Annotated in this window: 19 protein-coding genes, 1 other RNA gene and 1 pseudogene; 15 read left to right on the top strand and 6 right to left on the bottom strand. The window is 72.2% G+C overall.

Annotated elements, in window-relative coordinates:
* Positions 1 to 6 precede the first annotated feature (6 nt).
* On the top strand, positions 7 to 843 hold the full coding sequence (locus H0B56_RS20620) for a uroporphyrinogen-III synthase (RefSeq protein ID WP_180894770.1): 837 nt from the start codon (positions 7 to 9) through the stop codon (positions 841 to 843).
* 45 nt (positions 844 to 888) lie between these two features.
* On the opposite strand, the gene H0B56_RS20615 is transcribed toward H0B56_RS20620, so the two are convergent.
* A complete protein-coding gene (locus tag H0B56_RS20615; protein ID WP_180894769.1) occupies positions 889 to 1179 on the bottom strand; it encodes an MGMT family protein in 291 nt (96 codons plus the stop codon).
* 48 nt (positions 1180 to 1227) lie between these two features.
* Between H0B56_RS20615 and H0B56_RS20610 the strand changes: the two genes are divergently transcribed.
* Positions 1228 to 4431: an ATP-dependent helicase gene (locus tag H0B56_RS20610; RefSeq protein WP_180894768.1), complete on the top strand. Its 3204-nt coding sequence runs from the start codon at positions 1228 to 1230 to the stop codon at positions 4429 to 4431.
* Positions 4428 to 7682 carry a UvrD-helicase domain-containing protein gene (locus H0B56_RS20605; protein WP_180894767.1) on the top strand — a complete coding sequence of 1085 codons (3255 nt, stop codon included), beginning with the start codon at positions 4428 to 4430 and terminating at the stop codon, positions 7680 to 7682. The genes H0B56_RS20610 and H0B56_RS20605 overlap by 4 nt, the downstream gene beginning before the upstream one ends.
* Positions 7683 to 7707: 25 nt before the next feature.
* Here H0B56_RS20605 and H0B56_RS20600 read toward each other — a convergent pair whose 3' ends face one another.
* Entirely contained in the window at positions 7708 to 8094 is a 387-nt protein-coding gene (locus H0B56_RS20600) for a VOC family protein (RefSeq protein WP_180894766.1), read from the bottom strand.
* A gap of 206 nt (positions 8095 to 8300) precedes the next feature.
* Between H0B56_RS20600 and H0B56_RS20595 the strand changes: the two genes are divergently transcribed.
* From H0B56_RS20595 to H0B56_RS20585, 3 genes are all read left to right on the top strand, one after another.
* Entirely contained in the window at positions 8301 to 9524 is a 1224-nt protein-coding gene (locus H0B56_RS20595; protein WP_180894765.1) for an HNH endonuclease signature motif containing protein, read from the top strand.
* Between the two features lie 128 nt (positions 9525 to 9652).
* Positions 9653 to 10204 (top strand): FAD-dependent oxidoreductase, encoded by a 552-nt coding sequence (locus H0B56_RS20590; RefSeq protein ID WP_180894764.1) that lies wholly within the window; start codon positions 9653 to 9655, stop codon positions 10202 to 10204.
* A 57-nt stretch (positions 10205 to 10261) separates the two neighbouring features.
* On the top strand, positions 10262 to 10711 hold the full coding sequence (locus H0B56_RS20585; protein WP_343063980.1) for a hypothetical protein: 450 nt from the start codon (positions 10262 to 10264) through the stop codon (positions 10709 to 10711).
* On the opposite strand, the gene H0B56_RS20580 is transcribed toward H0B56_RS20585, so the two are convergent.
* On the bottom strand, positions 10704 to 11690 hold the full coding sequence (locus H0B56_RS20580; RefSeq protein ID WP_180894763.1) for a neutral zinc metallopeptidase: 987 nt from the start codon (positions 11688 to 11690) through the stop codon (positions 10704 to 10706). The two genes, H0B56_RS20585 and H0B56_RS20580, sit on opposite strands and share 8 nt — an antisense overlap.
* Positions 11691 to 11793: 103 nt before the next feature.
* On the opposite strand from H0B56_RS20580, the gene H0B56_RS20575 reads away from it, so the two are divergent.
* The 4 genes and pseudogenes from H0B56_RS20575 to H0B56_RS20560 form a co-directional block, all read left to right on the top strand.
* Positions 11794 to 13107 (top strand): M16 family metallopeptidase, encoded by a 1314-nt coding sequence (locus H0B56_RS20575; RefSeq protein WP_180894762.1) that lies wholly within the window; start codon positions 11794 to 11796, stop codon positions 13105 to 13107.
* Positions 13104 to 14504, top strand: coding sequence for an insulinase family protein (locus H0B56_RS20570; RefSeq protein ID WP_180894761.1), 1401 nt, complete (start codon positions 13104 to 13106; stop codon positions 14502 to 14504). Before H0B56_RS20575 ends, H0B56_RS20570 begins: the two co-directional genes overlap by 4 nt.
* On the top strand, positions 14504 to 15481 hold the full coding sequence (gene nudC, locus H0B56_RS20565) for an NAD(+) diphosphatase (RefSeq protein WP_180894760.1): 978 nt from the start codon (positions 14504 to 14506) through the stop codon (positions 15479 to 15481). The genes H0B56_RS20570 and nudC overlap by 1 nt, the downstream gene beginning before the upstream one ends.
* 112 nt (positions 15482 to 15593) lie before the next feature.
* Positions 15594 to 16313 (top strand): annotated as a pseudogene (locus H0B56_RS20560) (cobalamin biosynthesis protein); the annotation flags it as partial.
* A 67-nt stretch (positions 16314 to 16380) separates the two neighbouring features.
* Here H0B56_RS20560 and H0B56_RS20555 read toward each other — a convergent pair.
* From H0B56_RS20555 to H0B56_RS20545, 3 genes are all read right to left on the bottom strand, one after another.
* Positions 16381 to 17328 (bottom strand): SURF1 family cytochrome oxidase biogenesis protein, encoded by a 948-nt coding sequence (locus H0B56_RS20555; RefSeq protein WP_180894759.1) that lies wholly within the window; start codon positions 17326 to 17328, stop codon positions 16381 to 16383.
* A gap of 71 nt (positions 17329 to 17399) precedes the next feature.
* Positions 17400 to 18290: a fructosamine kinase family protein gene (locus H0B56_RS20550; RefSeq protein ID WP_180894758.1), complete on the bottom strand. Its 891-nt coding sequence runs from the start codon at positions 18288 to 18290 to the stop codon at positions 17400 to 17402.
* The gene (locus H0B56_RS20545; protein WP_180894757.1) at positions 18287 to 18745 is read right to left on the bottom strand and encodes an arsenate reductase/protein-tyrosine-phosphatase family protein; all 459 of its coding nucleotides are present in this window, start codon (positions 18743 to 18745) and stop codon (positions 18287 to 18289) included. Before H0B56_RS20545 ends, H0B56_RS20550 begins: the two co-directional genes overlap by 4 nt.
* A gap of 78 nt (positions 18746 to 18823) precedes the next feature.
* Between H0B56_RS20545 and H0B56_RS20540 the strand changes: the two genes are divergently transcribed.
* The 5 genes from H0B56_RS20540 to H0B56_RS20520 all read left to right on the top strand — a co-directional run bounded on the left by H0B56_RS20540 (position 18824) and on the right by H0B56_RS20520 (position 22501).
* Positions 18824 to 19690, top strand: a complete 867-nt coding sequence (locus H0B56_RS20540; protein WP_180894756.1) for a Nif3-like dinuclear metal center hexameric protein — start codon at positions 18824 to 18826, stop codon at positions 19688 to 19690.
* On the top strand, positions 19687 to 20424 hold the full coding sequence (locus H0B56_RS20535) for a CT398-like coiled coil hairpin domain-containing protein (RefSeq protein ID WP_180894755.1): 738 nt from the start codon (positions 19687 to 19689) through the stop codon (positions 20422 to 20424). The genes H0B56_RS20540 and H0B56_RS20535 overlap by 4 nt, the downstream gene beginning before the upstream one ends.
* 79 nt (positions 20425 to 20503) lie before the next feature.
* Positions 20504 to 21721, top strand: coding sequence for a bifunctional RNase H/acid phosphatase (locus H0B56_RS20530; RefSeq protein ID WP_180894754.1), 1218 nt, complete (start codon positions 20504 to 20506; stop codon positions 21719 to 21721).
* 32 nt (positions 21722 to 21753) lie between these two features.
* An RNA gene (gene rnpB, locus H0B56_RS20525) (RNase P RNA component class A) lies at positions 21754 to 22134 on the top strand.
* 82 nt (positions 22135 to 22216) lie between these two features.
* Positions 22217 to 22501, top strand: a complete 285-nt coding sequence (locus H0B56_RS20520) for a putative quinol monooxygenase (protein WP_180894753.1) — start codon at positions 22217 to 22219, stop codon at positions 22499 to 22501.
* Positions 22502 to 22662: the final 161 nt, after the last annotated feature.

The raw sequence follows: 22662 nt of genomic DNA, 5'->3' as shown, positions 1-22662 counted from the left end.
CGTGCCATGACCGGGCGAAGTGGTGCCGCAGGGGACGAGCCGCTGCGGGGCCGCACCGTGGGGATCACAGCCGAGCGGCGGGCCGAGGAGTTCCGCACGGCACTGGAGCGTCAGGGCGCGACGGTACGGCACGCCCCGACGATCCGCATCGTTCCGCTGTCCACGGACGAGCGGCTGCGCTCGGCGACCACGGCGCTGCTCGACCGGCCTGCCGACCTGGTCGTGATCACCACGGGGCAGGGGTTCAAGGGATGGATGTCGGCAGCGACCGACTGGGAGCTCGGTGACCGGCTGCGCTCCGAGCTGGGCAATGCGCGGCTGGTGGTGCGGGGCCCGAAGGCGAAGGGCGCCGTGCGGGCGGAGGGGCTGGCCGAGGAGTGGTCCTCGCCAGAGGAGACCAACGCCGACGCGCTGCGCTACCTCCTCGACCGCGGGGTGGCGGGTTTCCGGGTGGCCGTGCAGCTGCACGGCGCGCCGCTGCCGGAGTTCGTCGGCGCGCTGGAGTCCGCGGGTGCCGATGTCGTGGAGCTGCAACCGTACCGCTGGCTGCACCCGCTGGACGTCGACGCGGTGCACCGGCTGGCAGAGGCGGCCATCGCCGGGGAGATCGACGCGCTCGCCTTCACCAGCGCGCCCGCGGCTGCGAACCTGCTCACGCTGGTGCGCGAGCACGGCAGGTACGAGGCGTTCACCGACGCGCTACGCCGTACGGTGCTGTGCGCGTGCGTCGGACCGGTCACCGCCGCACCTCTCGTCGAGCACGGCATCCCCGTCGTGCAGCCGCAGCGCCAGCGGTTGGGTGCGCTGGTGAAGCTGCTCGCCGCGGAGCTGCCGGAGCGCTAGGCGTGTGCCGCTCCACCGGTCGGGCCCACCGGTGGAGCGTGCCGTTCATCGCGGGTCCCACCGGTACCGGCCCAGCTCGACCCGGCCGTCGCGTGCCGGAACACCCTCGTCGGCCAGCCGCGCCAGTTGCTCACCGCCCAGGTGGTCCGCCGGCTTTCCGGTGGCCCGCAGTACGCGGTGCCACGGCAGGTCACCGCCGTCCTCCCGCAGGACACGCCCGACCAGTCGCGGTGTGGGCGCCCCGGCCAGCGCGGCGATGTCGCCGTAGGTCGCGACGCGCCCTGCCGGGATGGCGGCCACCGTATCGCGTACCCGCTCGTGCAGAGCCTCGTCCATGGACCCACCGTATCGGCCGCGTCGGTGGCGGATGGTTCGATCACGGGTATGACCTCGACGCAGCGACCGGCTCTCGTGCGCGGGAGCGGGCACGGGCCCGCGCACGAGTGGGGTGAGCGGGCCCGCAGGGTCCTGGACGGCGGGGACGGCTTCGTGCGCGTGCTCGGCGGACCGGGCACCGGCAAGACGGCGCTGCTGGCCGAGGCCGCCGCACGGCGCATCCTGCACGGGCAGGACCCGGAGCAGGTGCTGGTGCTCACCGCCTCGCGGCACGCGGCGGACTCGCTGCGCGACGCGATCACACGGCTGGTCACCGCGCGCGAGAACACCGGTGGGGTCCCCAGGACCGTGCGTGAACCCCTCGTGCGTACGGTGCACTCCTACGCCTTCGGCGTGCTGCGCGCGCAGGCGAGCCTGGAGGGTACCCAGCAGCCGCGCCTGCTGTCCGGGCCCGAGCAGGACGCGATGATCCGCGAGCTGCTCGAGGGTGACCTCGAGTCCGGCGCGGACTACTGGCCCGCGAACCTCCGGCAGGCCCTCGGCGTGCCCGCGTTCGCCGAGGAGTTGCGCGACCTGCTGCTTCGCGCCGCGGAACGGGGGCTGGGGCCGGGGGACATGGTCAAGCTCGGCAAGCGCGAGCGCAGGCCCGAGTGGGTGGCAGCAGGCCGGTTCTGGTCGCAGTACGAGCAGGTGACCGTGCTGCAAGGGGCCGGGGGCAGTGCGATGGCGGCACCCGCAGCGCCCGCGCTGGACGCCGCCGAGCTGGTCTCCTCGGCGGTGTACGCGCTCATCGACGACGACGACCTGCTCGCGCGGGAACGCGGCCGTGTCCGGTTCCTGCTCGTCGACGACGCCCAGCATCTCGACCCGCTGCAGTGGAAGCTGCTGCGCCTGATCGGTGACACCGCCACGGAGTTCGTGCTCGCGGGTGATCCCGACCAGGCGGTGTACTCGTTCCGCGGCGCCGACCCGGAGCTGCTTTCCGGCGCCGATCCGGATGGTTCGCGCACCGTCGTACTCGCGGACGACCACCGGCTGGGCGGGCCGGTCCGGGAGTGCGTGGCGCGCGTCGCCGAGTCGCTGCCCGGGGCAGCCGCGCACCGGCCAGGGCGCCGCGGGAGGCGGCAGGAGCAGGGCACGGAGTCCGGTGATGATCCGGCTTCGGTCGCCGTGCGGGTGTTCGCCACGGAGGCCGCCGAGGCGAGCTGGGTCGCCGACCAGCTGCGCCGGGCACACCTTGTGGATGGCGTGGCGTGGTCGGACATGGCCGTACTCGCGCGCTCGGCCGGCCGCGTGTTCCCCGTGCTGCTGCGCGCGTTCCGTGCCGCTGGGGTCCCGGTGTCCGCGGCGGCCTCCGACGGACCGCTCGCGCGCAACCAGGCGGTGCGCCCGTTGCTGACCGCGTTGCGCGCGGCTGCCGATCCATCCGTCGTGGATCCCGATACCGCTGAGGAGCTGCTGGCCTCCCCGCTCGGAGGCGCGGATCCGCTAGCGCTACGCAGGCTCCGGCGCGGGTTGCGCCGGTTGGAGGTGGCCTCCGGGGGACAGCGCTCCAGCGACGACTTGCTCACCGAGGCGCTGCGGTCGGCCGACCCGTTGACCGGGCTCGCCGACTCCGAGGCCGGGGCGCTGCGCCGGGTGAGCGCGGTGCTGTCCGCGGGACGTGCCGCCATCGACAGGGGAGCAGGGGTGGAGCACGTGCTGTGGGAGCTGTGGCGGGAGAGCGGGCTCCAGCAGCGCTGGGCCGCGCAGTCGGAGCGGGGTGGCACGCTCGGCAGGCAGGCCGATGCCGATCTGGACGCCGTGGTCGCCCTGTTCCACGCGGCGGGGCAATATGTCGACAGGCTGCCGCACGCCGGTGTGACCGGGTTCGCCGACTACCTGCTGTCCCAGCAGATCGCGGGAGACAGCCTCGCCCCTGCTGCCGCCAAGTCCGAGGGAGTCGAGCTGCGGACGGCGCATTCGGCAGCTGGTCGCGAGTGGACGGTCGTGGCGATTCCGGGGATCCAGGAGGGAAGCTGGCCGGACCTGCGGCTGCGCGGCTCGTTGCTGGGCGTGGAGCGGATGGTGGACCTGCTGGCCGGGATCGAGTCGAAGGGCGTCTCGGCTGTCGCGCCCGTACTGGCCGAGGAACGGAGGTTGCTCTACGTCGCGGTGAGCAGGGCGCGCGAGCGGCTGCTGGCCAGCGCGGTCACCGGGGAGGACGAGCAGCCTTCCCGCTTCCTGGATGAGCTCGAGCCGCTCGCCGGTGAGGACACCGGCTCGGCACGCACGCCGGAGCGAGCGCACCGCCCGCTCGTGATGTCCAGGCTCGTGGGTGAGTTGCGTGCCGCGGTCTGCGACCCGAACACCGACGAGCGCCGCCGCGCCCGTGCCGCCAGTCAGCTCGCCAGGCTGGCCCGGGCGGGCGTCAGTGGGGCACACCCGGACTCGTGGTACGGCCTCGCGGGCGTGTCGACGGAGGCGCCACTGCGCGCGGAGGGCGAACCCATCTCGGTCTCACCATCTACTGTGGATCTCCTGATCCGCTGCCCGCTCCGCTGGGTGCTGGAACGGCACGGCGGCACGGATCCCGCGGAGCTGCCTGCCGTCGCCGGGACGATCGTGCACGGGCTCGCGCACGCGGCGGCGACCGGCGCGACGGCCGACGAGCTCAATGAGGCGCTGGCGGCGGCGTGGTCCCGGGTCGACGCGGGCGCGCCGTGGTTCTCCCGTAAGGAGCACGAGCGGATCGCCAGGATGGTGGACAGTTTCACCGAGTGGCTGCGGGTCAGCCGGGACGAGCTGACCCAGGAGGCTGTGGAGGCCGATGTGCGGGTGGAGCTGCCCGGCGAGGAGGGCGTTCCGGAGGTGATCCTGCGCGGCAGGATGGACCGCCTGGAGCGGGACGCCCGAGGCAGGCCGGTGATCGTGGACATCAAGACCGCGAAGACGCCGATCAGTGTCGCCGACGCGCAGGAGCATCCACAGCTGGCCAGCTACCAGCTGGCGATCTCGCTGACCGACTCCGCCGAACCGGGCGGGGCCCGCCTGGTTTACCCGGCCAAGAGCCACAACAAGACCGGCGCGAGCCAGCGCGCGCAGGAACCGCTCGACGAGCACTCGGTCGCGCGCTGGCTGGATGTCGTCCGTTCGGCCGCGTTGGCCAGCGTCGGCCCGGAGTTCGTCGCGCGGGAGAACCCGGATTGCCCGCGCTGCCCGGTCCGTTCGTGCTGCCCGCTCCGGCCGGAAGGAAGGCAGGTGACCTCGTGACGGCCAGCCCGCAGGATGTGACGGCCGCGCTGGGGCTGCCCGCACCGACCGGTGAGCAGGCCCAGGTGATCGCCGCGCCCGCCGAGCCGGGCCTCGTGGTGGCGGGCGCCGGTGCCGGCAAGACCGAGACCATGGCCGCCAGGGTGGTGTGGCTGGTGGCCAACGGCGTGGTCGCCCCGGAGCGGGTGCTCGGGTTGACCTTCACGCGCAAGGCGGCTCGCCAGCTGGCCGAGCGGGTCCGGGCGCGGCTGCGCAGGCTCGCCGGTTCGGGGCTGCTGGACCGGCTGGACCCGACGGGAGAGCGCACCGCGCGGGTGCTCGCGGGTGAGCCGACCGTGCTGACCTATCACGCCTACGCGGGGCGGTTGCTGTCGGAACACGGGCTGCGCATCCCCGTGCAGCCGGGTGCGCGGCTGCTGTCCGAGACCGCGTCCTGGCAGTTGGCTCACCGGGTGGTGGCGACGTGGGACGGCGACATCGACACCGATGCCGTGCCGGGCACGATCACCGCCCGGCTGCTCGGACTGGCAGGCGAGTTGGGCGAGCACCTCGTGGATCCCGACGAGCTGGTCTCCTACTCGGAACGGGTGATCAACGCGATCGAGCAAGCCCCGCGCGCGAAGGGGCAGCGCGCGGACCTGCCCGTCGAGCTCACCACGATCTGCGAGCGGCAGCGCTTCCGGCTGCAGCTGCTGCCGCTGGTCGCCGAGTACGAGCGACGCAAGCGCGCGGAAGGCGCGCTGGACTTCGCCGATCAGATGGCGCTGGCCGCGCGGCTGGCGCGGGACCATCCCGAGGTCGCCGAGATCGAGCGGGAGCGGTACGGCGCCGTGCTGCTGGACGAGTACCAGGACACCGGGCACGCTCAGCGGGTCCTGCTGCGGGAGCTGTTCGGGCGGGGCACCCGGTCGCCGCTTCCGGTCACCGCGGTCGGCGACCCGCTGCAGGCGATCTACGGGTGGCGCGGCGCGAGCGCGGCCAACCTCGCCCGGTTCACCACGGATTTCCCCGGCCCACGCGGCACTTCAGTGGGACCTGCCGCGGAGTACGGCCTGCTGACCAGCTTCCGTAACCCGCCCCAGGTACTGAGCCTGGCGAACGCCCTGTCCGGGCCGCTGCGCGGGCAGGGCGCCGTCGCGGAGCTGCGGGCGCGCCCCGACGCCGCCCCCGCCGACGTGGGGTGTGCGCTGCTCGACGATGTGGACTCCGAACGGACCTGGGTGGCCGGGGAAGTCGCGAGACGCTGGTTCGAGGCGTGCGCTGGCGGGGACTCGCCCACCGCGGCCGTGCTCGTACGCAGGCGGGCGGACATGGCACCGATCGCGGAGGCACTGCGTGCGCGCGGGTTGCCCGTGGAGGTCGTGGGCCTCGGCGGTCTGCTCGACGAGCCCGAGATCGCCGACCTCGTCGCGGTACTGCGGGTGCTCGCCGAACCGCTCTCCGGGAGCGCGGCTGCGCGGTTGCTCACGGGTGCGCGGATGCGCCTCGGCGCGGCCGACATCGCCGCGCTGTCCCGGAGGGCGAGCGAGCTCTCCGCCGACTCACCCGGGGCGGCCGAGCCGGGGGCCGATCCCGACACGCTGGTGTCCGAACGGGCCGAGTCGGCGGGGCTGATCGACGCCGTGGACGACCCGGGCGGGGCGGAACGGTACTCGCAGGAGGGCTACCGCAGGATCCGGACCCTGGGTGCCGACCTCGCCGCCCTGCGCGGCAGGCTCGACCAGCCGCTGGCGGAGCTGGTCGCCGATGTGGAGCGGACGATGCGCCTGGATGTCGAGGCCAGCAGCAGGGCCGACGGTGCGGGCCACGCGCACCTGGACGCGTTCGCCAAGGTCGTCACCGAGTTCGCCGAGCACGCGACCGCCCCGACGTTGCTGTCGTTCGTGGACTACCTGGCCACCGCCGAGCACGCCGAGAACGGTCTCGAACCCGGCGAGGTCACGGTGGCCGAGGACAGGGTGCAGGTGCTCACCGTGCATGCTGCCAAGGGCCTGGAGTGGCGGATCGTCGCGGTGCCGCACCTGGTCGACGGCGTGTTCCCTGGCAAGCGCCGGTCGGGCTCGTGGCTGAGGACTCCGACCGAGCTGCCTGCCGAGCTCCGGGGCGACGCCGCCGACCTGCCGAAGCTCGAGCTGTCCGGATGCGCGGACCGCAAGGACGTCATCGAGGCGCTGCGGTGCCATGAGGAGGAGTTCGGCGAGCGGCACGCGGAGGAGGAGCGCAGGCTGTGCTACGTGGCGCTCACCCGTGCCGAGCACTCCCTGCTGGTCTCCGGGTACTGGTGGAACGAGACCGGGTCGACGCCGCGCGGGCCGTCGACGTTCCTCACCGAGATCGCCGACCGGATCCGGGAGTCCGCCGATGCGGATGAGCCGCTCGGCAGGATCGAGGTATGGGCGGACCAGCCGCAGGAGGGCGCGGCGAACCCGTTCGTGGAGTCGGCGCGCGAGACGGAGTGGCCCGCGGACCCCCTCGGCGAGCGGCGGGCAGCGGTGCAGGATGGCGCGGCGCTGGTGCGTGCCCGGATCGACGCGGAGGCAGACCCGGAGGACACCGACGCCGGGGAAGCCGAGGACCCCGAAGGCTGGGCCGCTGATACCGACGTGCTCCTCGCCGAGCGGGAGCGGGCCCGCTCGGCGGCCACCGAGGTGCGACTACCCGGTCAGCTGTCGGTGAGCCAGCTCGTCGAGCTCGCCGACGATCCCGGTGCGCTCGCCGCGCGACTGCGCAGGCCGCTACCGAGCCCGCCGAACACCGTCGCGCGCCGGGGCACCACGTTTCACGCGTGGCTGGAGCGCCGCTTCGCCGGTGGCAGGCTGTTCGATTTCGATGACCTGCCGGGTGCGGCGGACACCGGCGCGGTGGAGGATGCGGGCCAGGAAGCCTTGCGGCAGGCGTTCGAGGCGAGCGAGTGGGCGGTGCGCACCCCGCACGATGTCGAGGTCCCGTTCGCCTGCGACGTCGACGGGGTGACGGTGCGAGGCCGGATGGACGCGGTCTTCGCCGACCCGGACGGCGGCTGGACCGTGGTGGACTGGAAGACAGGGGCCGTCCCGAACGAGGAGGCGATGCCTGCGCTCGCCGTGCAGCTGGCCGCGTATCGCGTGGCGTGGGCGGCGCTGGCGGAAGCGCCGCTGGAGCGGGTGCGTGCGGCGTTCCACTACGTACGGTCCAACCGCACCCTGCGCCCGGCCGACCTGCTCGACGCGGACGGCCTGCGCGAGCTGCTGCGTTCGGTCCCGCAAGGGTGAGACCGGCGCGGTGTGCGACCTGCGGTCAGGGGCAGCGGTCCGCAAGGACGCAGAACTCGTTGCCCTCCGGGTCGGCAAGGACGACCCAGCTTTCATCGCCTTGGCCGACGTCGGCGTGTCGAGCACCTAGGCCGAGCAGGCGACGGACCTCCTCGTCCTGCTCCAAGTCGGTCGGGTTGACGTCGATGTGGAGCCTGTTCTTGACGATCCTGCCCTCGGGCACCTGCGCGAACGTCAATGTCGGTGGCACCGGGCCGAGGTGGTTCCTGCCGTCAGGCACCTGAGGGGAGCCGATCGTGACGATTCCGTCCTCTTCGTCTTGCACCTCGTAATCGAGGACCGAGCACCAGAACCGGGCGAGACCGCCGGGATCGGCACAATCGATCGCGAGCTCGGTGAACTTACTGGTCATGTCAGTACCTCCCGGTCAGGTTGCGGGTCAGTCCCGGGCCACACGCCGGTCGCGGTGTTCGACGGCGAGGGCGTTGCCGCCACCGATGGGTGCGCGGTGGACATTCTCGAACACGTGTTCTATTATGGGTGGTGATGGTTGTTTCTGGGGATGTCGCTCTTCCTGCGTCCGGCACCGAGTGGTGGCGGGCGTCTCGGGAGGAGTTGATGGCGTCGCTGCAGTCCTTGGAGGTGCTGCAGCGGCAGGCGGCGGCGATCCAGGGGGAGATTCTGGCTGAGGTGGCCTCGCGGGGGGTGATGGCCGAGTTCGGGCACGGCACGCTGGCGGTGCTGGTGCGCAATACTCTGCGGGTCGACAAGTCCGAGGCGAATCGGCGGGTAGCGCGGGCGACGGGGTGTAACCCGGTGCGGTCCGGTACGGGGGAGGTGGCGGCGCTGGCTCCGCAGTCGGGGGTGGCGTTGCGGGAGGGTGCGATCGGGACCGCGCATGTGGATGCGGTGCGGGAGACGTTGGCCGAGATGCCGGGCACTGTGTCGGAGGGGGATCGGTGGGAGAGTGAGGCCACGCTGGTGAATCTGGCGCGGGTGTCGACCCCGGCGAAGGTGCGTAAGGCCGGGCGGCGCATCCTGGCCTATGTGCAACCCGATGGGACCTCGCCTGGTGGGGATGATCCGGCCCGGCCCGCGCGGGAGCTGCGGTTGGGGTGGCGCCGGGACGGGCGGCTGGGCCTGGTCGGGGTGTTGGATGCGGAGGCGGGTCGGGCGTTGGAGGCGGCGTTGAGTCCGCTGGCCAAGCCCCGCCCCTCGAGCGAGCACGGGCTCGATGAGCGTGAGCCCGCGCAGCGCTACGGGGACGCGCTGGCCGAGCTGGCCGACCACTCCCTGCGGGCGGGCACCCTGCCCAGCGAGGGCGGCGAGCGGCCCCGCATCGTGGTCACGATCGGCCTGCGCGAGCTGTGTACCGACAGCCTGCCGGGCGCGACCGGGCTGCTCAACCACGATATGCCGACCAGCGCGGAACAGGCGCGTCGCCTGGCCTGTGACGCGGGGGTGATCCCCGCGGTGCTCGGATCCAAGGGCGAGGTGCTCGATCTGGGGCGCGAGCAGCGGCTGGTCTCCACAGCCCAGCGCCGCGCCCTCGCCCTCCGCGACCGCGGATGTGTGTTCCCGGGGTGTGATCGGCCCGAGGGCTGGTGCCACGCGCACCACATCGAGCACTGGGCGCACGGCGGCCCCACCGACCTCGCCAACCTCGCCCTCCTCTGCGGTGAGCACCACCGCATCATTCACCACTCCGAGTGGAACATCCACATGGGAAGCGGCGGCATCCCCGTCTGCACCCCACCACCCTGGCTCGCACCCGCCATCCCCCGGCAACGGGAACCCGCCCGGGACGAACGAACACGAGACACGACGCTTCCCGCAGGCTAGCGCGGGTGCTTCTCGGATCCGGGTGCTGTACCGAGCCGTGTCACGTCCCGGCGCACGTGATCTACTACGTTGTACCGACGTCGGTGTGCCGGCCGACTGGCCGAGGAGTCGTGAGGTGAGGAGCTGTCATGAGCACGGTCGTGATTGTCGGAGACGGACCGGCTGGGTTGAGCGCGGCGCTGTTGCTGGCCAAGAACGACCAACGCGCGGTGGTCTTCGGCCAGGACAAGACGGCGATGCACAGCGCCGAGCTGCACAACTACCTGGGTATCGGCGAGATCAACGGCTCGGCGTTCCAGGCGGTGGCGCGTGAGCAGGTCACCGGTTTCGGCGCCGAGCTGCATGACGCGGAGGTCACCGGCGTCTCCGCCGAGAACGGCCGGTTCGTGGTGCGGTCCGGGTCCGGTGCCACGGAAGCGGACTACGTGGTGCTCGCGGCAGGCAAGCGCGCCCGCGGCCTCGCCGAGGAGCTCGGCGTCGACGTGGACGAGAAGCGGGTACTCGTCGACAACGAGTACCGCACCAGCGTCGACCGGGTGTACGCCGCGGGTGGGCTCACCCGCCCGAGCCGTAGCCAGGCCGTGATCTCCGCGGGTGCCGGGGCGACGGCCGCGCTGGACATCCTGGCGCGCGAGGCCGGAAAGGACATCCAGGACTGGGACACTCCACCGCGGGACTGAGCGCTTCAGCCGGTTTCGAGTGGGCGTGTGGCGGGGTCATCTGCAAGGATCGTGGGTGTGCGCGAACGGCAGGTGCATGGCGAGCGGGACGCGGAGATGCGTTCCGGTGCGCTGCTGGCTGCCGGGTTCGTGGGGATAGCGGTGGTCTTCGCCGTATGGTGGTTCGGGCCAGGGCTCTTCGCGGGCGCACCGAGCATCGACGGCCGGGTGGTCGAGGCGACCGTGGTGGAGTCCGCTCCGTGCAGCGAGCCGAACGCCACGGCGGTCGTGGAGTTCAGCGCGGGCGCCGACCGTCGCGAGGCGCCGTTGGACGCCTGCGGGCACGGTGAGGACGAGCGCATCGATATCGCCGTTCCGGAGTCGGGCGAGAAGGTCTACAGCGCCGACGTCGCCAAGCAGTATCACGACTGGTACCGGCCGGTGGGGCTGGTGCTGGTCGCGCTGAGCTGCCTCGGCGGGGCCGTCTACGCGTCGGTGATCACGCGTGCCGGCGGTCGCGTTACCTGACCGACTCGCTGCTTGCCGTGAAAGTGTTGCACTCGGCGATGCGGTTGTCCTGCGCCCCCGTGCGCCACCACGTCGCGTAGTTCTCGTTGCTCCCGTGGTCACGCCCGCCTGAGGTGTCGTCCCCGCGAGTGGCCTGGTCCGACCACGCGTTGTCGTAGGCATCCCTGGTGACGGTGCCACGTTCGACATGGGAACCGAGGAACATGCCGGAGAAGCACTGCGCCTGCAGTTCCATGCGACGGTGCAGCTCCTGGCCCGCCGAGGTGTTCCTGCCTTCCTGGTAGATCTCGTCCCAGGCAGCTTCCATGATCCCCGCCAGGTCCTGCACGTGATGCCCGTACTCGTGGGCGAGCAGCGCGAGGTACACACCGGGGTTGTTGCCGTACTGCTGGGTCTGCAGCCCGTCGAAGGGCAGGAACAGCTCGCCCTCGCAGTAGTACGCCGCCGTCTGCACGCCGACGGAGATGGTGCCGCACTCGCTGTCGAACTCGGAGCCGGTCGGAAATACCAGCTCCGGCGAGTGGAACGGCAGGTCGTGCGCCTGCAGTACCGGCTCCCACGCCTCGTCGAGGCATGCGGTCGCCGCGCGGAAGAACTCCTCGGCCGCCTCCTGGGTGCTGCGCCATTCCGGCAGGTAACACTCCAGGTTCGGCAGCCCGACCTGCTCGTCCTGTAGCAACGGGTGGTCGCCGAGCGCGAGTACCGGCTCGGCACTGGTGTCGGCCGAACCCGCGGCTCCCTGGCCGGGCGAGCTCGGGGGCGGCTCGGCCGCCGATGGTGGTTCGGCGGCCCGGGGGTCACCCGGGACGGGCTCCTCGCTACCGCCGGTGACGGCGACCACCGCCAGGCCGGCGATCATCAGCACGACACAGGCGGTCAGGGCGGCGCGGTGCCCGAGCGGCCAGCCTCGCGTACCGGTGGAGACGTCGGGCTCGCCCGTGTCGGGGTCGCCGGCCGTGCCGGGCCTGGGAGTCGTCATCTGCCGGTCCTCGCTGGGATGGTGCACGCTGCCTGCTCCAGCGTATCGAGTGTTGCGACGGCGCTTGCCGCAGCCACCCTGCCGGGTCAGTAGGGTGGAGGCCATGGGAGCAGGCGAGTTGCACCGGTACAGGCTCGACAACGGGTTGCGCGTCGTACTCGCGCCGGACACCACGACCCAGGTCGTCGGTGTGAGCGTGCATTACGACGTGGGATTCCGATCCGAACCGGAAGGGCGCACCGGGTTCGCGCATCTCTTCGAGCACCTGATGTTCCAGGGAAGCGAGAGCCTGGCCAAGCTCGCGCACTTCCGTCACATCCAGGGTAGCGGGGGGATGTTCAACGGCTCGACGCATCCGGACTACACCGACTACTTCGCGGTGCTGCCCTCGGCGGCGCTGGAGCGGGCGCTGTTCCTCGAGGCGGACCGGATGCGGGCACCGAAGCTGACCGAGGAGAACCTGGCGAACCAGATCGACGTCGTCAAGGAAGAGATCAGGCTCAACGTGCTCAACCGCCCGTACGGGGGGTTCCCGTGGATCCTGCTCCCGCCGGTGCTGTACGAGACCTTCCCGAACGCGCACAACGGCTACGGCGACTTCACCGATCTCGAGCAGGCCACGCTGGACGACTGCGCGGCGTTCTTCGACGCCTACTACGCGCCCGCCAACGCCGTCCTCACCGTCACGGGGGACTTCCGCCCGGAGCGGGCCCGCGAACTGATCGACAAGCACTTCGCCGACGTGCCCGCGCGGCAGGTGCCGCACCGCCCGTCCTTCGCCGAGCCGCGGCCCGGCACCGAGAAGCGTGATACGCATGCCGATCCGCACGCCCCGCTGCCTGCGCTGGCTGTCGGGTACCGGATGGACGACCCGATCGAGGAGATGGACAGCTACCTGGCCAACATCGTGCTCGCCAGCGTGCTGGCAGAGGGGGAGGGCGCGCGCCTGCAGCAGCGCCTGGTGCACTCCGACGCGCTGGTCAGCGACATCAACGCGGAGGCAGGCCTGTTCGGCCCGTTCGAGGCGAGGGACCCGGACACCTTCTCGGTGACGGCGATCCACCCTGCGGACGTGCCCGCGCAGCAGGTGCTTGATGCGCTGGACGACGAGCTGGACACGCTCGCCTCCCGCCCCCCTGAGCAGGCCGAGCTGTCCAAGGCCACCGCACGGTGGACGGCCGCGCTGCACGGCGAGAACGACCGGATCGTCTCGCGGACGCTGGCGCTCGGCTCGTTCGAGCTGCTCTACGGAGATCCTGCGCTCATCCACGACCTCCCCGCGCGTATCGGTGCGGTGACCCCGGAGGACGTCGCGGCCGCCGCGAAGGCCCTGCGGCCCGACTCGCGAGCGGTGTTGTTCGTCGAGCCGAGCTCGAACTCGCAGAACGCCACGCACGACACGGAGGGAGCGCAGTGACCGGGACATCCGCGCAGCCGCAGCAGGGGGCGCACCGCAGTGCCGAGGAGATCGGCACCACCCCGCACGGTCCGCGACCGCTGCCCGAGCTCGGCGACCAGCGCGCCGCCGCGGAGCTGGCGGTAACCGACACCGTCCTCGGCAACGGGCTGCGCCTGCTCGCGGTGCGCAAGTCCAACGTGCCCATGGTGGAGCTGCGGGTCCACATCCCGTTCGGTGGGACCGACCCGATGCACAGCGCGCGCGCCGAGGTGCTCGCAGAGTCCATGCTGACCGGAACGGCGCGCCGGGACCGCGTGGCGATCGACACCGACCTCGCGCTGATCGGCAGTGAGCTGAACACGGTTGTCGGCCCGGAGTACCTGTCATTGAGCGGCAGCGCGCTCGCAGAGGGGCTGCCGACGCTGCTTGACGTGCTCGCCGACGTACTGACGGGGGCGACGTACACCGAGGCCGAGGTCGCCAGGGAGCGGGACCGGCTGACCGAGCGGCTGGCCGTGGCTCGCACCCAGCCGCGGGTGATCGCGCGTGAGGCCCTGCAGCGCAAGCGGTTCGGCGACCACCCTGCCACGCGCGAGGTGCCCGAGGCCGCCGATGTCGCGGCGGTGACGGCCGAAGACGTGCGCGCCTTGCACGGCGCCGGGGTGCTGCCGAGCGGATCGGTCATGGTGCTTGTCGGTGACATCGACCCGGACACGGTCGTCACCGACGTCGAGCGTGCCCTCGGCGGCTGGGACGCGAGCGCGGCCGCCTCCCGGATCGAGCCCGTCCCGCGCGTGAGCGGTGCCGACATCAGCCTGGTGAGCAGGCCGGGAGCCGTGCAGTCGCAGATCAGGCTGTCCGCGCAGGCCGTGCCGCGCACCGACGAGAGGTACGCCGCGCTGCAGCTGGCCAACCTCGCCTACGGCGGGTACTTCTCCTCCCGTCTCGTGGAGAACATCCGCGAGGACAAGGGCTACACCTACAGCGCGCACTCCGGGTTCGACTTCACCGGTGACTCCGCGACGCTGGTCGTGGACGCGGACACCGCCAGTGAGGTGACCGCGGCCGCGCTGCTGGAGACACGCTACGAGCTCGGCAGGCTCGGGCTGGTCCCGCCGACGGAGGAGGAAGCGGACGCGGTGCGGCAGTACGCGATCGGCTCATTGCTGATCGGGACCTCGTCGCAGGCCGGGCTGGCCAACCAGCTGGTCGCGCTCGCCGACGCCGGGCTCGGCGCCGACTGGCTCGCCGCGCATCCCGGGCGGTTGGCCGACACCTCGGCCGAGGATATCGCCGAGGCGGCCATCGACTTCTTCGCGCCGTCCCGGTTCACCGGGGTCGTCGTCGGCGACCCGGGGGCCGTGCGGCGCGGGCTCACCGCGCTGGGCGGGGTCACGGTCGACGAGCAGGGCTGATGAGCGTTCCGTTCCAGCTGTCGGACGTTCCCGCGCTGTCCCGTGTCGCGGTGGATCGGCACGAGGCGCTGCGCGCCGACGCCGAGCGGCTTCGCGCCCGCTGGCCGAATGCGCGGGTGCTGCTGCTGGACAGCAAGGGGCGCGCTCCCGTACCGCACGGTGACGACGGTACTGCTGAGTGCCTCGCCTTGCGGCCGGCCAGCGACTACGGCGACGTCCCTCCGCCGGAGTCGATCTTCCTGGGCGAGTCGGGTGGCTTCGACTACTGGGCACTCGCCGACAGGGACGCGACCGGCGGCGAAGCGGTACCGATGCCGGGTCGGTTCGGCGCGCAGGTGGAGAACGTGGTCGCCGACGGCGAGTTGTGGGTCGGGCTGCGCGAGCACGGGGCAGATCTCGACGACGCGGGTGCTGGGCTGTTCACCACGGCGCTGGCCCTGCGGAACTGGCACCGGCGCGCGCGGTTCTGCGTGAAATGCGGCGGCGCCACCGAGCTGGCCCAGTTCGGGTGGGTATCGCGCTGCTCGTCGTGCGGCAGGGAGGAGTACCCGCGCACCGATCCAGCGGTGATCTGCCTCGTGCACGACGACAGGGGAACCAACGGCGAGCACGTCCTGCTCGCCAGGCAGCCGCAGTGGCCACGCGGGGGGTACTCGGTACTCGCGGGTTTCGTGGAGGCGGGGGAGTCGTTGGAGTCCTGCGTGGCCAGGGAGGTCCGGGAAGAGGTCGGCGTGGACGTCCGGGACATCCGCTACCTCGGCAGCCAGCCGTGGCCGTTCCCCCGCTCGATCATGCTGGGTTTCGCCGCGCGCGCCGACAGCTCCTGCCCGCTGCAGCCCGCCGACGGGGAGATCGAGGACGCGCAGTGGTTCAGCCGCGGGCGGGTGCGCGCCGCGTTCGACGGCGACGACCCGCTGCGCCTGCCGGGCAACTCCTCGATAGCGCGTGTCATGCTGCGCGACTGGGCCCGTGCGTGAGGCGAACACGCCACGCGGAGCACCTCCCTGTCGTGCATAATGGCGGCGTTCGTAGCACACGATATGGGGGGCAGTCGCTGCGAGAGCGCCTGCCGAAGACGGGGAGAACCGGGTGAGTTCGAGTCGGGCCGTCGGGCTCGTGCTGGGGGCGGTAGCCGACGCGGTCGGTGGCGCGCCGGGTAGCCGCCGCGCTGGCGATGTGGTCGCGGTGGCCGGGCTGACCGCCGACCAGCTCGGACGGCGCGCAGGCGGCGCTGCCGGATACGTGCTGCGTGCGCTGGGCACGGCGGCCGGTACCTGGGGAGTGCTCGGCGGCGCCGCGCTGGCGGTACGCGGCTCCGTGCTGGCCCGCGAGCTGGAACGCGAGGATCTCGACGCGGTCCGCCGCGCCCTCGCCGAGGTGGACCTCCGCGACTCGGCGGGGCTCGGCCGGGTCGGCCTGGCACGGGCTTCCGTCGAGTCGGTTGCGGAGAACACCGCGGCGCGGATGATCGCCCCGCTGCTGTGGGGTGCCCTCGCCGGGGCCCCCGGACTGGTCGCGCACCGGGTGGTGCACGGGCTCCGCGCCCGGCGCACGGGGCGGCCGGGTCCCGTGGTGCCGCGGCTGGCAGGCGAGGTGATGGACCTGGTGCCCGCGCACTGGACGGCCGCGCTGGTTGTGCTGGGTGCGCCGGTGGTCGGCGGGTCGTCCCGGGAGGCGTGGGTGACATGGCGGCGCGACGCCTCCGTGCATCCGAGCCCGAGTGCCGGCCGTGTCGAGGCAGCGTTCGCGGGCGCGTTGGAGATCAGGCTCGGCGGCAGGGCTTCCTTCCAGGGGCATGTGCGGGAGCTGCCGGTGCTCGGTTCCGGGCGCAACCCGGACGCCGGTCACGTGACCCGCGCGGTCGAGCTGTCCCGGGTCACGGGATGGTCCGCGTGTCTCGGTTCCGCGTTGCTCGCTCTGGTGACGGTTCGGCTGGCTCGGGCGTCGCGCCGGGGCCGCCGACGGGGTGGTCGCCAGGGTGGTCTACAGGGGCGTCGCCCGGTTCCTCGTCCTCGGCGAGCATCTCGGCAACCGTCTTGCGGCGCCGTGCCGGGCCGCTCCGCGACTCCCGAGCCGCCGGAGCGCCCAGCGCGCCACCGGGCCGCAGTTCCCGCACGGTGAAGTACAACCAGCCGAGCAGCACCATCACGCCGAACGCGATCCACTGCAGCGCGTAGCCGAAGAACGGCCCCGCTTCGGTGCGGGGTAGCGGGAGTGCGTTGACGACACCCGGCTGCCCGGCATCCAGCTGGAAGTACCCGGGGCGCAGCTCGGTACCGGTCGCTTCGGTGACCAGCTCCGAGCTCGCGCTGTAGACCTGGGGCCGATCGCCATTGGAGTCGGCCACGGCGTCGCGGCCCCCCGGTGGCGGCTCGTCGACCCGGGCCCGCGCCGTGACGGTGACCTCACCATCCGGTGGCGGCTCGTAGTCGGGTACGCGTGAGCCTTCGCCTGGGCGCACGTACCCGCGGTTGACCAGCACCCGGCCCTCGGCGGTGCGCATCGGGGTCAGCACCTCGAACGCGGGCTCGCCCTGCACGGTGCGCAGCCGCGCGAGGACCTCGTCGTCGGCCAGGTACTCGCCGGTGATCGTCACGCGGGACCACTCGGATCGCTCGTCGGGCGCCTGCCCGTCCGGCAGGACCGTGGTCAGCGGCCGTGGCTCGGCTTCGAGCGACTCCCGCACGGCCTCGTTCCGTGTCGTTCGCTCGTCGTGCCGGTCGAACTGCCACGGTCCGAGCACGGTGAAGCACGCGGCGGCGAAGGCGAACACCAGGATCGTCAACGCCAGCCAGCTGGGACGTAACAGGAGCTTCCACCGCACACTCCCACGGTAAGCCACGGCGTGAGCCCGCCTCGTCGCCGGTCAGCGCAGTGCCTGCGTCAGCGCCCGGGTCAGCGCAGTGCGAGCGCGGAGCGTGCGGCGGCCAGTGCCTGGCCCGCGTACCCGCCGCCGAACAGCACGGTGTGCACCAGCAGCGGGAACAGCTGGTGCAGGCCGACCCGGTCGGTCCAGCCGTCGGCGAGCGGGGCGCCCGCGTCGGAGGCGGTCTGCTCGTAGGCGTCCAGGATGTGCTCCAGCAGCGGGGCGCCGAACAGCCGCAACATGGCCAGATCCGTCTCCCGGTGCCCGCCGTGCGCGGCGGGGTCGAGCAGCCACACCCGGCCGTGGACGCCGCCTGCCCAGTGGACGTTGCCGCTCCAGGCGTCCCCGTGCAGCCGCGCGGGCGGTTCGGCCGGACCCGCGAGCGCGTCGAGGCTGTCGCAGACCCGGTCGAAGACCGCGGCCTGCTCGGCACCGAACGCGCCGCTGTCCCGCGCGGCGCGCACGTACGGTGCCACGCGGTGCCGAGCGTAGAAGGTGGGCCAGTCCGGTTCCTCGATGTTGCGCATCCCCGTCAACCCGATCCACGCCTCGGTCGGCCCGCCCGGCGGCGGGGAACCGAAGGCAGCGGCACCGCGCAGGTGAAGCCTGGCCAGCCCCGCGCCGAACTCGCTGGCGGCCTCCGCTGTGGGCGCTCCCCGGTCCACGCGCTCGATGAGCAGCCACTGCTCGTCGTGGGCGTACACGGCGGGCACGGGCACGTCTGCCGGCTCGGCGAGCCAGCGCAGCCCGGCCGCCTCGGCAGCGTGCGCACCCGGGCCGGGCGCGCGCTTGGCCACGAGCCGCTGCCCGTCCGCCGTGGTCGCGGCGAACAACGCACCGCCGAGCGGAGTGACCTCGCCGATGTCGGTTGCCAGCAGGCGCTCGGCAGCCTGCCTCGGTTCGGCGGCCCGCGCGTTCATAGCCTGCTACGCACCCACTCGACGAGCTGCGGCACGGCGGATTCGATCATGCCGAGCACGTCGTCGAAGCCGTGCTCGCCACCGTAGTAGGGGTCGGGGATCTCGGCGCCCTCCGGAGCATGCGGGTCGAAGCTGCGTAGCAGCACGGCACGCTCCGGATCGGCGAGCTTGCCGCGCAGTGCCCGCAGGTGCCCGGAGTCGGCCGCCAGGAGCAGGTCCGCTGCCAGATGCTCGTGGTCGACCTGTGCCGCGACGTGCTCGACCGGGTACCCGTTCCTGCGCAGCGTCTCGGCCGCGCGCGGGTCCGCGGGCTCGCCGACATGCCACGGTCCCGTACCCGCACTGGTGACCCGGACCCGCTCGGCGAGCCCGGCACGACGCAGATGCTCGGTGAGTACCATCGCCGCCATGGGCGAGCGGCAGATGTTCCCGCTACACACGAAACTCAGATGCACGCGTCCACCCTACGGAAGGTTCGACGGCTCGGTTGCCGGGCGGTCGGCCGGTGGCGGAGTTGTGCGAGGATCATGAGTATGGCCCCAGCCCAGTCGACGGTCGGTGACGTGCGGGCAGTGCTCGAGGCGGCCTACCCTCCGCAGCTCGCCGAGCCGTGGGACGCGGTCGGCCTGGTGTGCGGCGACCCGGACGAGCGGGTCGCGCGCGTCCTCGTCTGCGTCGATCCGGTCGAGGCGACCGTCTCCGAGGCGATCGAGCGGGGTGCGCAACTGATCGTTGCGCATCACCCCCTGCTGCTGCGCGGCGTGCACGGTGTCGGCGCCGACACCGTCAAGGGACGGTTGGTGCACAGGATGATCCGCGCGGGCGTGGCGTTGTACTGCGCGCATACCAACGCGGACTCGGCCGACCCCGGGGTGTCCGACGCGCTGGCCGGCGCGCTCGGCCTGCGGGTGCTGCGACCCCTCGTGCCGCACGAGGGCGCCGGGACCGGCCTGGGGCGTATCGGTGAGCTTCCCGAACCCGAACCGTTCGGCGCGTTCGTCTCCCGGGTCGCACGGGCGGTGCCCGCGACCGAGCCGGGTGTGCACGGCGCAGGTGACCGGGATCGCCCGGTGCGGTCGGTCGCGGTCGCGGGTGGTGCGGGCGAGGGCCATCTCGCCGACGCGATCGCCGCCGGGGTGGACGCGTATGTCACCGCGGACCTGCGGCATCACCCGGCGAGCGAGCACATCGAGGGAAGCGGCGCGTCCGGCGCCGCGGTACCGGCCCTCGTCGGCCTGACACATTGGGCGAGCGAGTGGCCGTGGTGCGAACAGGCGGCCGGGATCCTGCGCGACCGGCTCGGTACGGTCGACGTACACGTGTCCCGGCAGTGCACCGATCCGTGGACGATCCGAGCAGGTACCCCATCCATCGACCCGGAGGAAGTGGCGACGCCGTGAAAGTCGACCCCGCCGTGCAGCGACGGCTGCTCGATCTCGCCGAGATCGACGCCGAGCTGTCGCGTATCGCGCACCGCCGCGCCAACCTCGCCGAGCTCGACGAGGTCGCCAAGGCCGAGAAGAGCCTGCGTGCCAACCAGGACGCGCACGTGGCCGCGCAGACCGCGCTGGCGGACCTGAGCAAGGAGGTCGAGCGGCAGGAGCGCGAGGTCGAGGCTGTTCGGGAGCGTGCCGATCGGGACCGCAAGCTGATGGAGTCCGGTTCGGTGTCGGCCAAGCAGCTCACCGATGTCGAGCACGAGCTGGAGACGTTGCAACGCAGGCAGAGCGCTCTCGAGGACGACCTGCTCGAGCTGATGGAGCGCAGGGAGGCCACCGAGCAGGAGGAGCGTAACGCGGCCGAGAAGGTGGCGGCCGACGAGAGCACGCTCTCGGAGGCGAAGGCACGCAAGGACGAGGCGCTCACGGACCTGGATACGTCCATGGCGCGCCGGGAGTCGGACCGGGCCGCGCTGCTCGAGGAGCTGCCGGAGGCCCTCGTGGAGCGGTACGACCGGGTGCGCAAGTCGCGTGGGATCGGTGCGGGGCTGCTGCGTTACCGCCGCTGTGGCGCCTGCCAGCTGGAGCTCGACCACTCGGCGCTCTCGGAGATCAAGAACGCTGCCGACGACGAGATCGTCAGCTGCGAGAACTGCGGCGCGATCCTGGTCCGCACCGCGGAGTCCGGCACGTGACCCCGCACTCCCGGTGCGCTGGAAGACGCTTGCAGTCCACCTCACGGAGTGAAAGCGTCATCCAGCAGGAGGGGGCGTGATGTCCGGGCACGTGGTCGTGGAGGCCGACGGCGGGTCACGTGGCAACCCGGGACCTGCCGGATACGGCGCTGTGGTGCTGGACCCCGGCGGGGACGTGCTTGCCGAGCGCCAGGGCGGCCTGGGGACGGCGACCAACAACGTCGCGGAATACACCGGGCTCGTGGAGGGCCTGCGCGCTGCCGCGGAGCTGGCCGCCCGCACCGTGGACGTGCGGATGGACTCCAAGCTCGTCGTCGAGCAGATGAGCGGGCGCTGGCGCATCAAGAACGAGGTGCTGCGGCCGCTGGCCGCCCAGGCAGCGGAGCTGGCGAGCCGGTTCGACACCGTCACCTACACGTGGATTCCCCGGGGGCGCAACACCCGCGCGGACGCGCTGGCCAACGAGGCCATGGACGAGCAGGCGGGGCTCGGTGCGGGGAAGGCCGAGCCCGCACCGGCGCAGCCGGCACGTCCGGAAGCCGGACAGCCCGAGGGACGTGCCGCGACGGAGCCGTCCGGGCAGGGCGAGCTGTTCACCGACCGCGAGCCCGGACCACCCGCTGCGACCGCCGCGACCGCCGCGGCCGCGTGGTCCGGAGCCGTCGGGGCGCCCACCCGCCTGTACCTGCTCCGGCACGGGCAGACCGCGATGTCGATCGATCGCCGTTACTCCGGTCGGCAGGATGTGGACCTGACCGAGCGCGGCGTGTGGCAGGCGGGCGCAGCGGCGAAGCGACTGGCGGCGTTGTGCGCCGACCGTGACGACGCGGGCCGCGCGACGGTGCTGTCCTCGCCGCTGCGGCGCGCGGTGCGCACAGCCGAGGCGGTGACCGGCCAGCTCGGTGGCAGCGTGGGCACGCATGCCGGGTTGCGCGAGACCGACTTCGGCGACTGGGACGGGCTGACCTTCGGTGAGGCGTCCGAAAGGGACCCCGCGTTGCACGGCGCGTGGCTCGGTGACTCCACGGTACGCCCGCCAGGCGGGGAAAGTTTCGACGAGGTCCACGAACGGGTCGCCGCCACCCTCGACGAGCTGGTCGCCGGCTACGCGGGTCAGGAGGTCGTCGTCGTCTCGCACGTCACGCCGATCAAGACCATGCTGCGTATCGCGCTGGCAGCCGGGTCGAGCGTGCTGTACCGGATGCACCTGGACCCGGCGTCGATCTCCATCGTCGAGTTCTACCCGGACGGCAACGCGTCGGTGCGCCTCGTCAACGACACCTCCCATCTGAGCTGACGGCGCCGGACGGCTACGCTGGGAGGTGTGGGCGAGTCGGCAGGGCGGCCGCGAGGAGCGATCCTCGAGGAAAGTCCGGACTCCACAGGGCAGGGTGGTTGCTAACGGCAACCCGGGGCGACCCGAGGGATCAGTGCCACAGAAAACAGACCGCCGCTCGTCGCGAGCGGTAAGGGTGAAACGGTGGTGTAAGAGACCACCAGCACCCCGGGTGACCGGGGTGGCTAGGTAAACCCCACCCGGAGCAAGGCCAAGAGGGAGCGTGTCGCTCCTGCGCAGGCGTTCGAGGGTTGCCCGCCCGAGGCCTGCGGGTAGGCCGCTGGAGCCTGCCGGCAACGGCAGGCCTAGATGGATGGTCGCCACCGTGACCGTCGGTCACGGGACAGAATCCGGCTTACATGCCGGCTCGCCCCACCTCGCTTGTCGAGCGATGAGTTCTCGGCCTCTGGACGGTCCAACCTCGGGTAGATCCATCCGTTGTCCATGGAGGCAAACATGTTGATTGTCGCGGGACACCTCGAGGTCGACAGTCAGGACCGTGATCACTACGTGCGGGAGTGCAAGCCGGTCGTCGAACAAGCCCGGCGTGCGCCCGGATGTCTCGACTTCTCGATCACGGCCGACCCGATCGAAGCAGACCGGGTCAATATCTACGAACGGTGGGAGTCCGACGCGAAGCTCGAGGCGTTTCGTGGCTCCGGACCGGACGGCGGGTTGAGTGATCGAATCCGCAGTGCACACGTATGGAAGTACCGGATATCCGGCACGGAGAGCCCGTAGCTACCCGCATCGGGCCAACCTGCTTTCCCGGACCTGTCACCCTGGCTTCGCCGCCCCGTCGCTGCTCCATTCGGTTGGTCTTTGGCAAAGATCACACATATCTCTTGCTCACCTACTCGACGGGCACTCGCTGCGCTAGTCGCACGAATGGGCGGCGTTGT

It is taken from the genome of Haloechinothrix aidingensis (assembly GCF_013450155.1).
Lineage (GTDB): Bacteria > Actinomycetota > Actinomycetes > Mycobacteriales > Pseudonocardiaceae > Haloechinothrix > Haloechinothrix aidingensis.
This window is presented reverse-complemented; position numbering and strand designations above follow the sequence as displayed.

Coding starts and splice junctions, on each gene's coding strand:
- H0B56_RS20620 (WP_180894770.1), top strand. CDS start 7: ATGACCGGGCGAAGTGGTGCCGCAGGGGACGAGCCGCTGCGGGGCCGC.
- H0B56_RS20615 (WP_180894769.1), bottom strand. CDS start 1,179: ATGGACGAGGCTCTGCACGAGCGGGTACGCGATACGGTGGCCGCCATC.
- H0B56_RS20610 (WP_180894768.1), top strand. CDS start 1,228: ATGACCTCGACGCAGCGACCGGCTCTCGTGCGCGGGAGCGGGCACGGG.
- H0B56_RS20600 (WP_180894766.1), bottom strand. CDS start 8,094: ATGACCAGTAAGTTCACCGAGCTCGCGATCGATTGTGCCGATCCCGGC.
- H0B56_RS20595 (WP_180894765.1), top strand. CDS start 8,301: ATGGCGTCGCTGCAGTCCTTGGAGGTGCTGCAGCGGCAGGCGGCGGCG.
- H0B56_RS20590 (WP_180894764.1), top strand. CDS start 9,653: ATGAGCACGGTCGTGATTGTCGGAGACGGACCGGCTGGGTTGAGCGCG.
- H0B56_RS20580 (WP_180894763.1), bottom strand. CDS start 11,690: ATGACGACTCCCAGGCCCGGCACGGCCGGCGACCCCGACACGGGCGAG.
- H0B56_RS20575 (WP_180894762.1), top strand. CDS start 11,794: ATGGGAGCAGGCGAGTTGCACCGGTACAGGCTCGACAACGGGTTGCGC.
- nudC (WP_180894760.1), top strand. CDS start 14,504: ATGAGCGTTCCGTTCCAGCTGTCGGACGTTCCCGCGCTGTCCCGTGTC.
- H0B56_RS20550 (WP_180894758.1), bottom strand. CDS start 18,290: ATGAACGCGCGGGCCGCCGAACCGAGGCAGGCTGCCGAGCGCCTGCTG.
- H0B56_RS20540 (WP_180894756.1), top strand. CDS start 18,824: ATGGCCCCAGCCCAGTCGACGGTCGGTGACGTGCGGGCAGTGCTCGAG.
- H0B56_RS20530 (WP_180894754.1), top strand. CDS start 20,504: ATGTCCGGGCACGTGGTCGTGGAGGCCGACGGCGGGTCACGTGGCAAC.
- H0B56_RS20520 (WP_180894753.1), top strand. CDS start 22,217: ATGTTGATTGTCGCGGGACACCTCGAGGTCGACAGTCAGGACCGTGAT.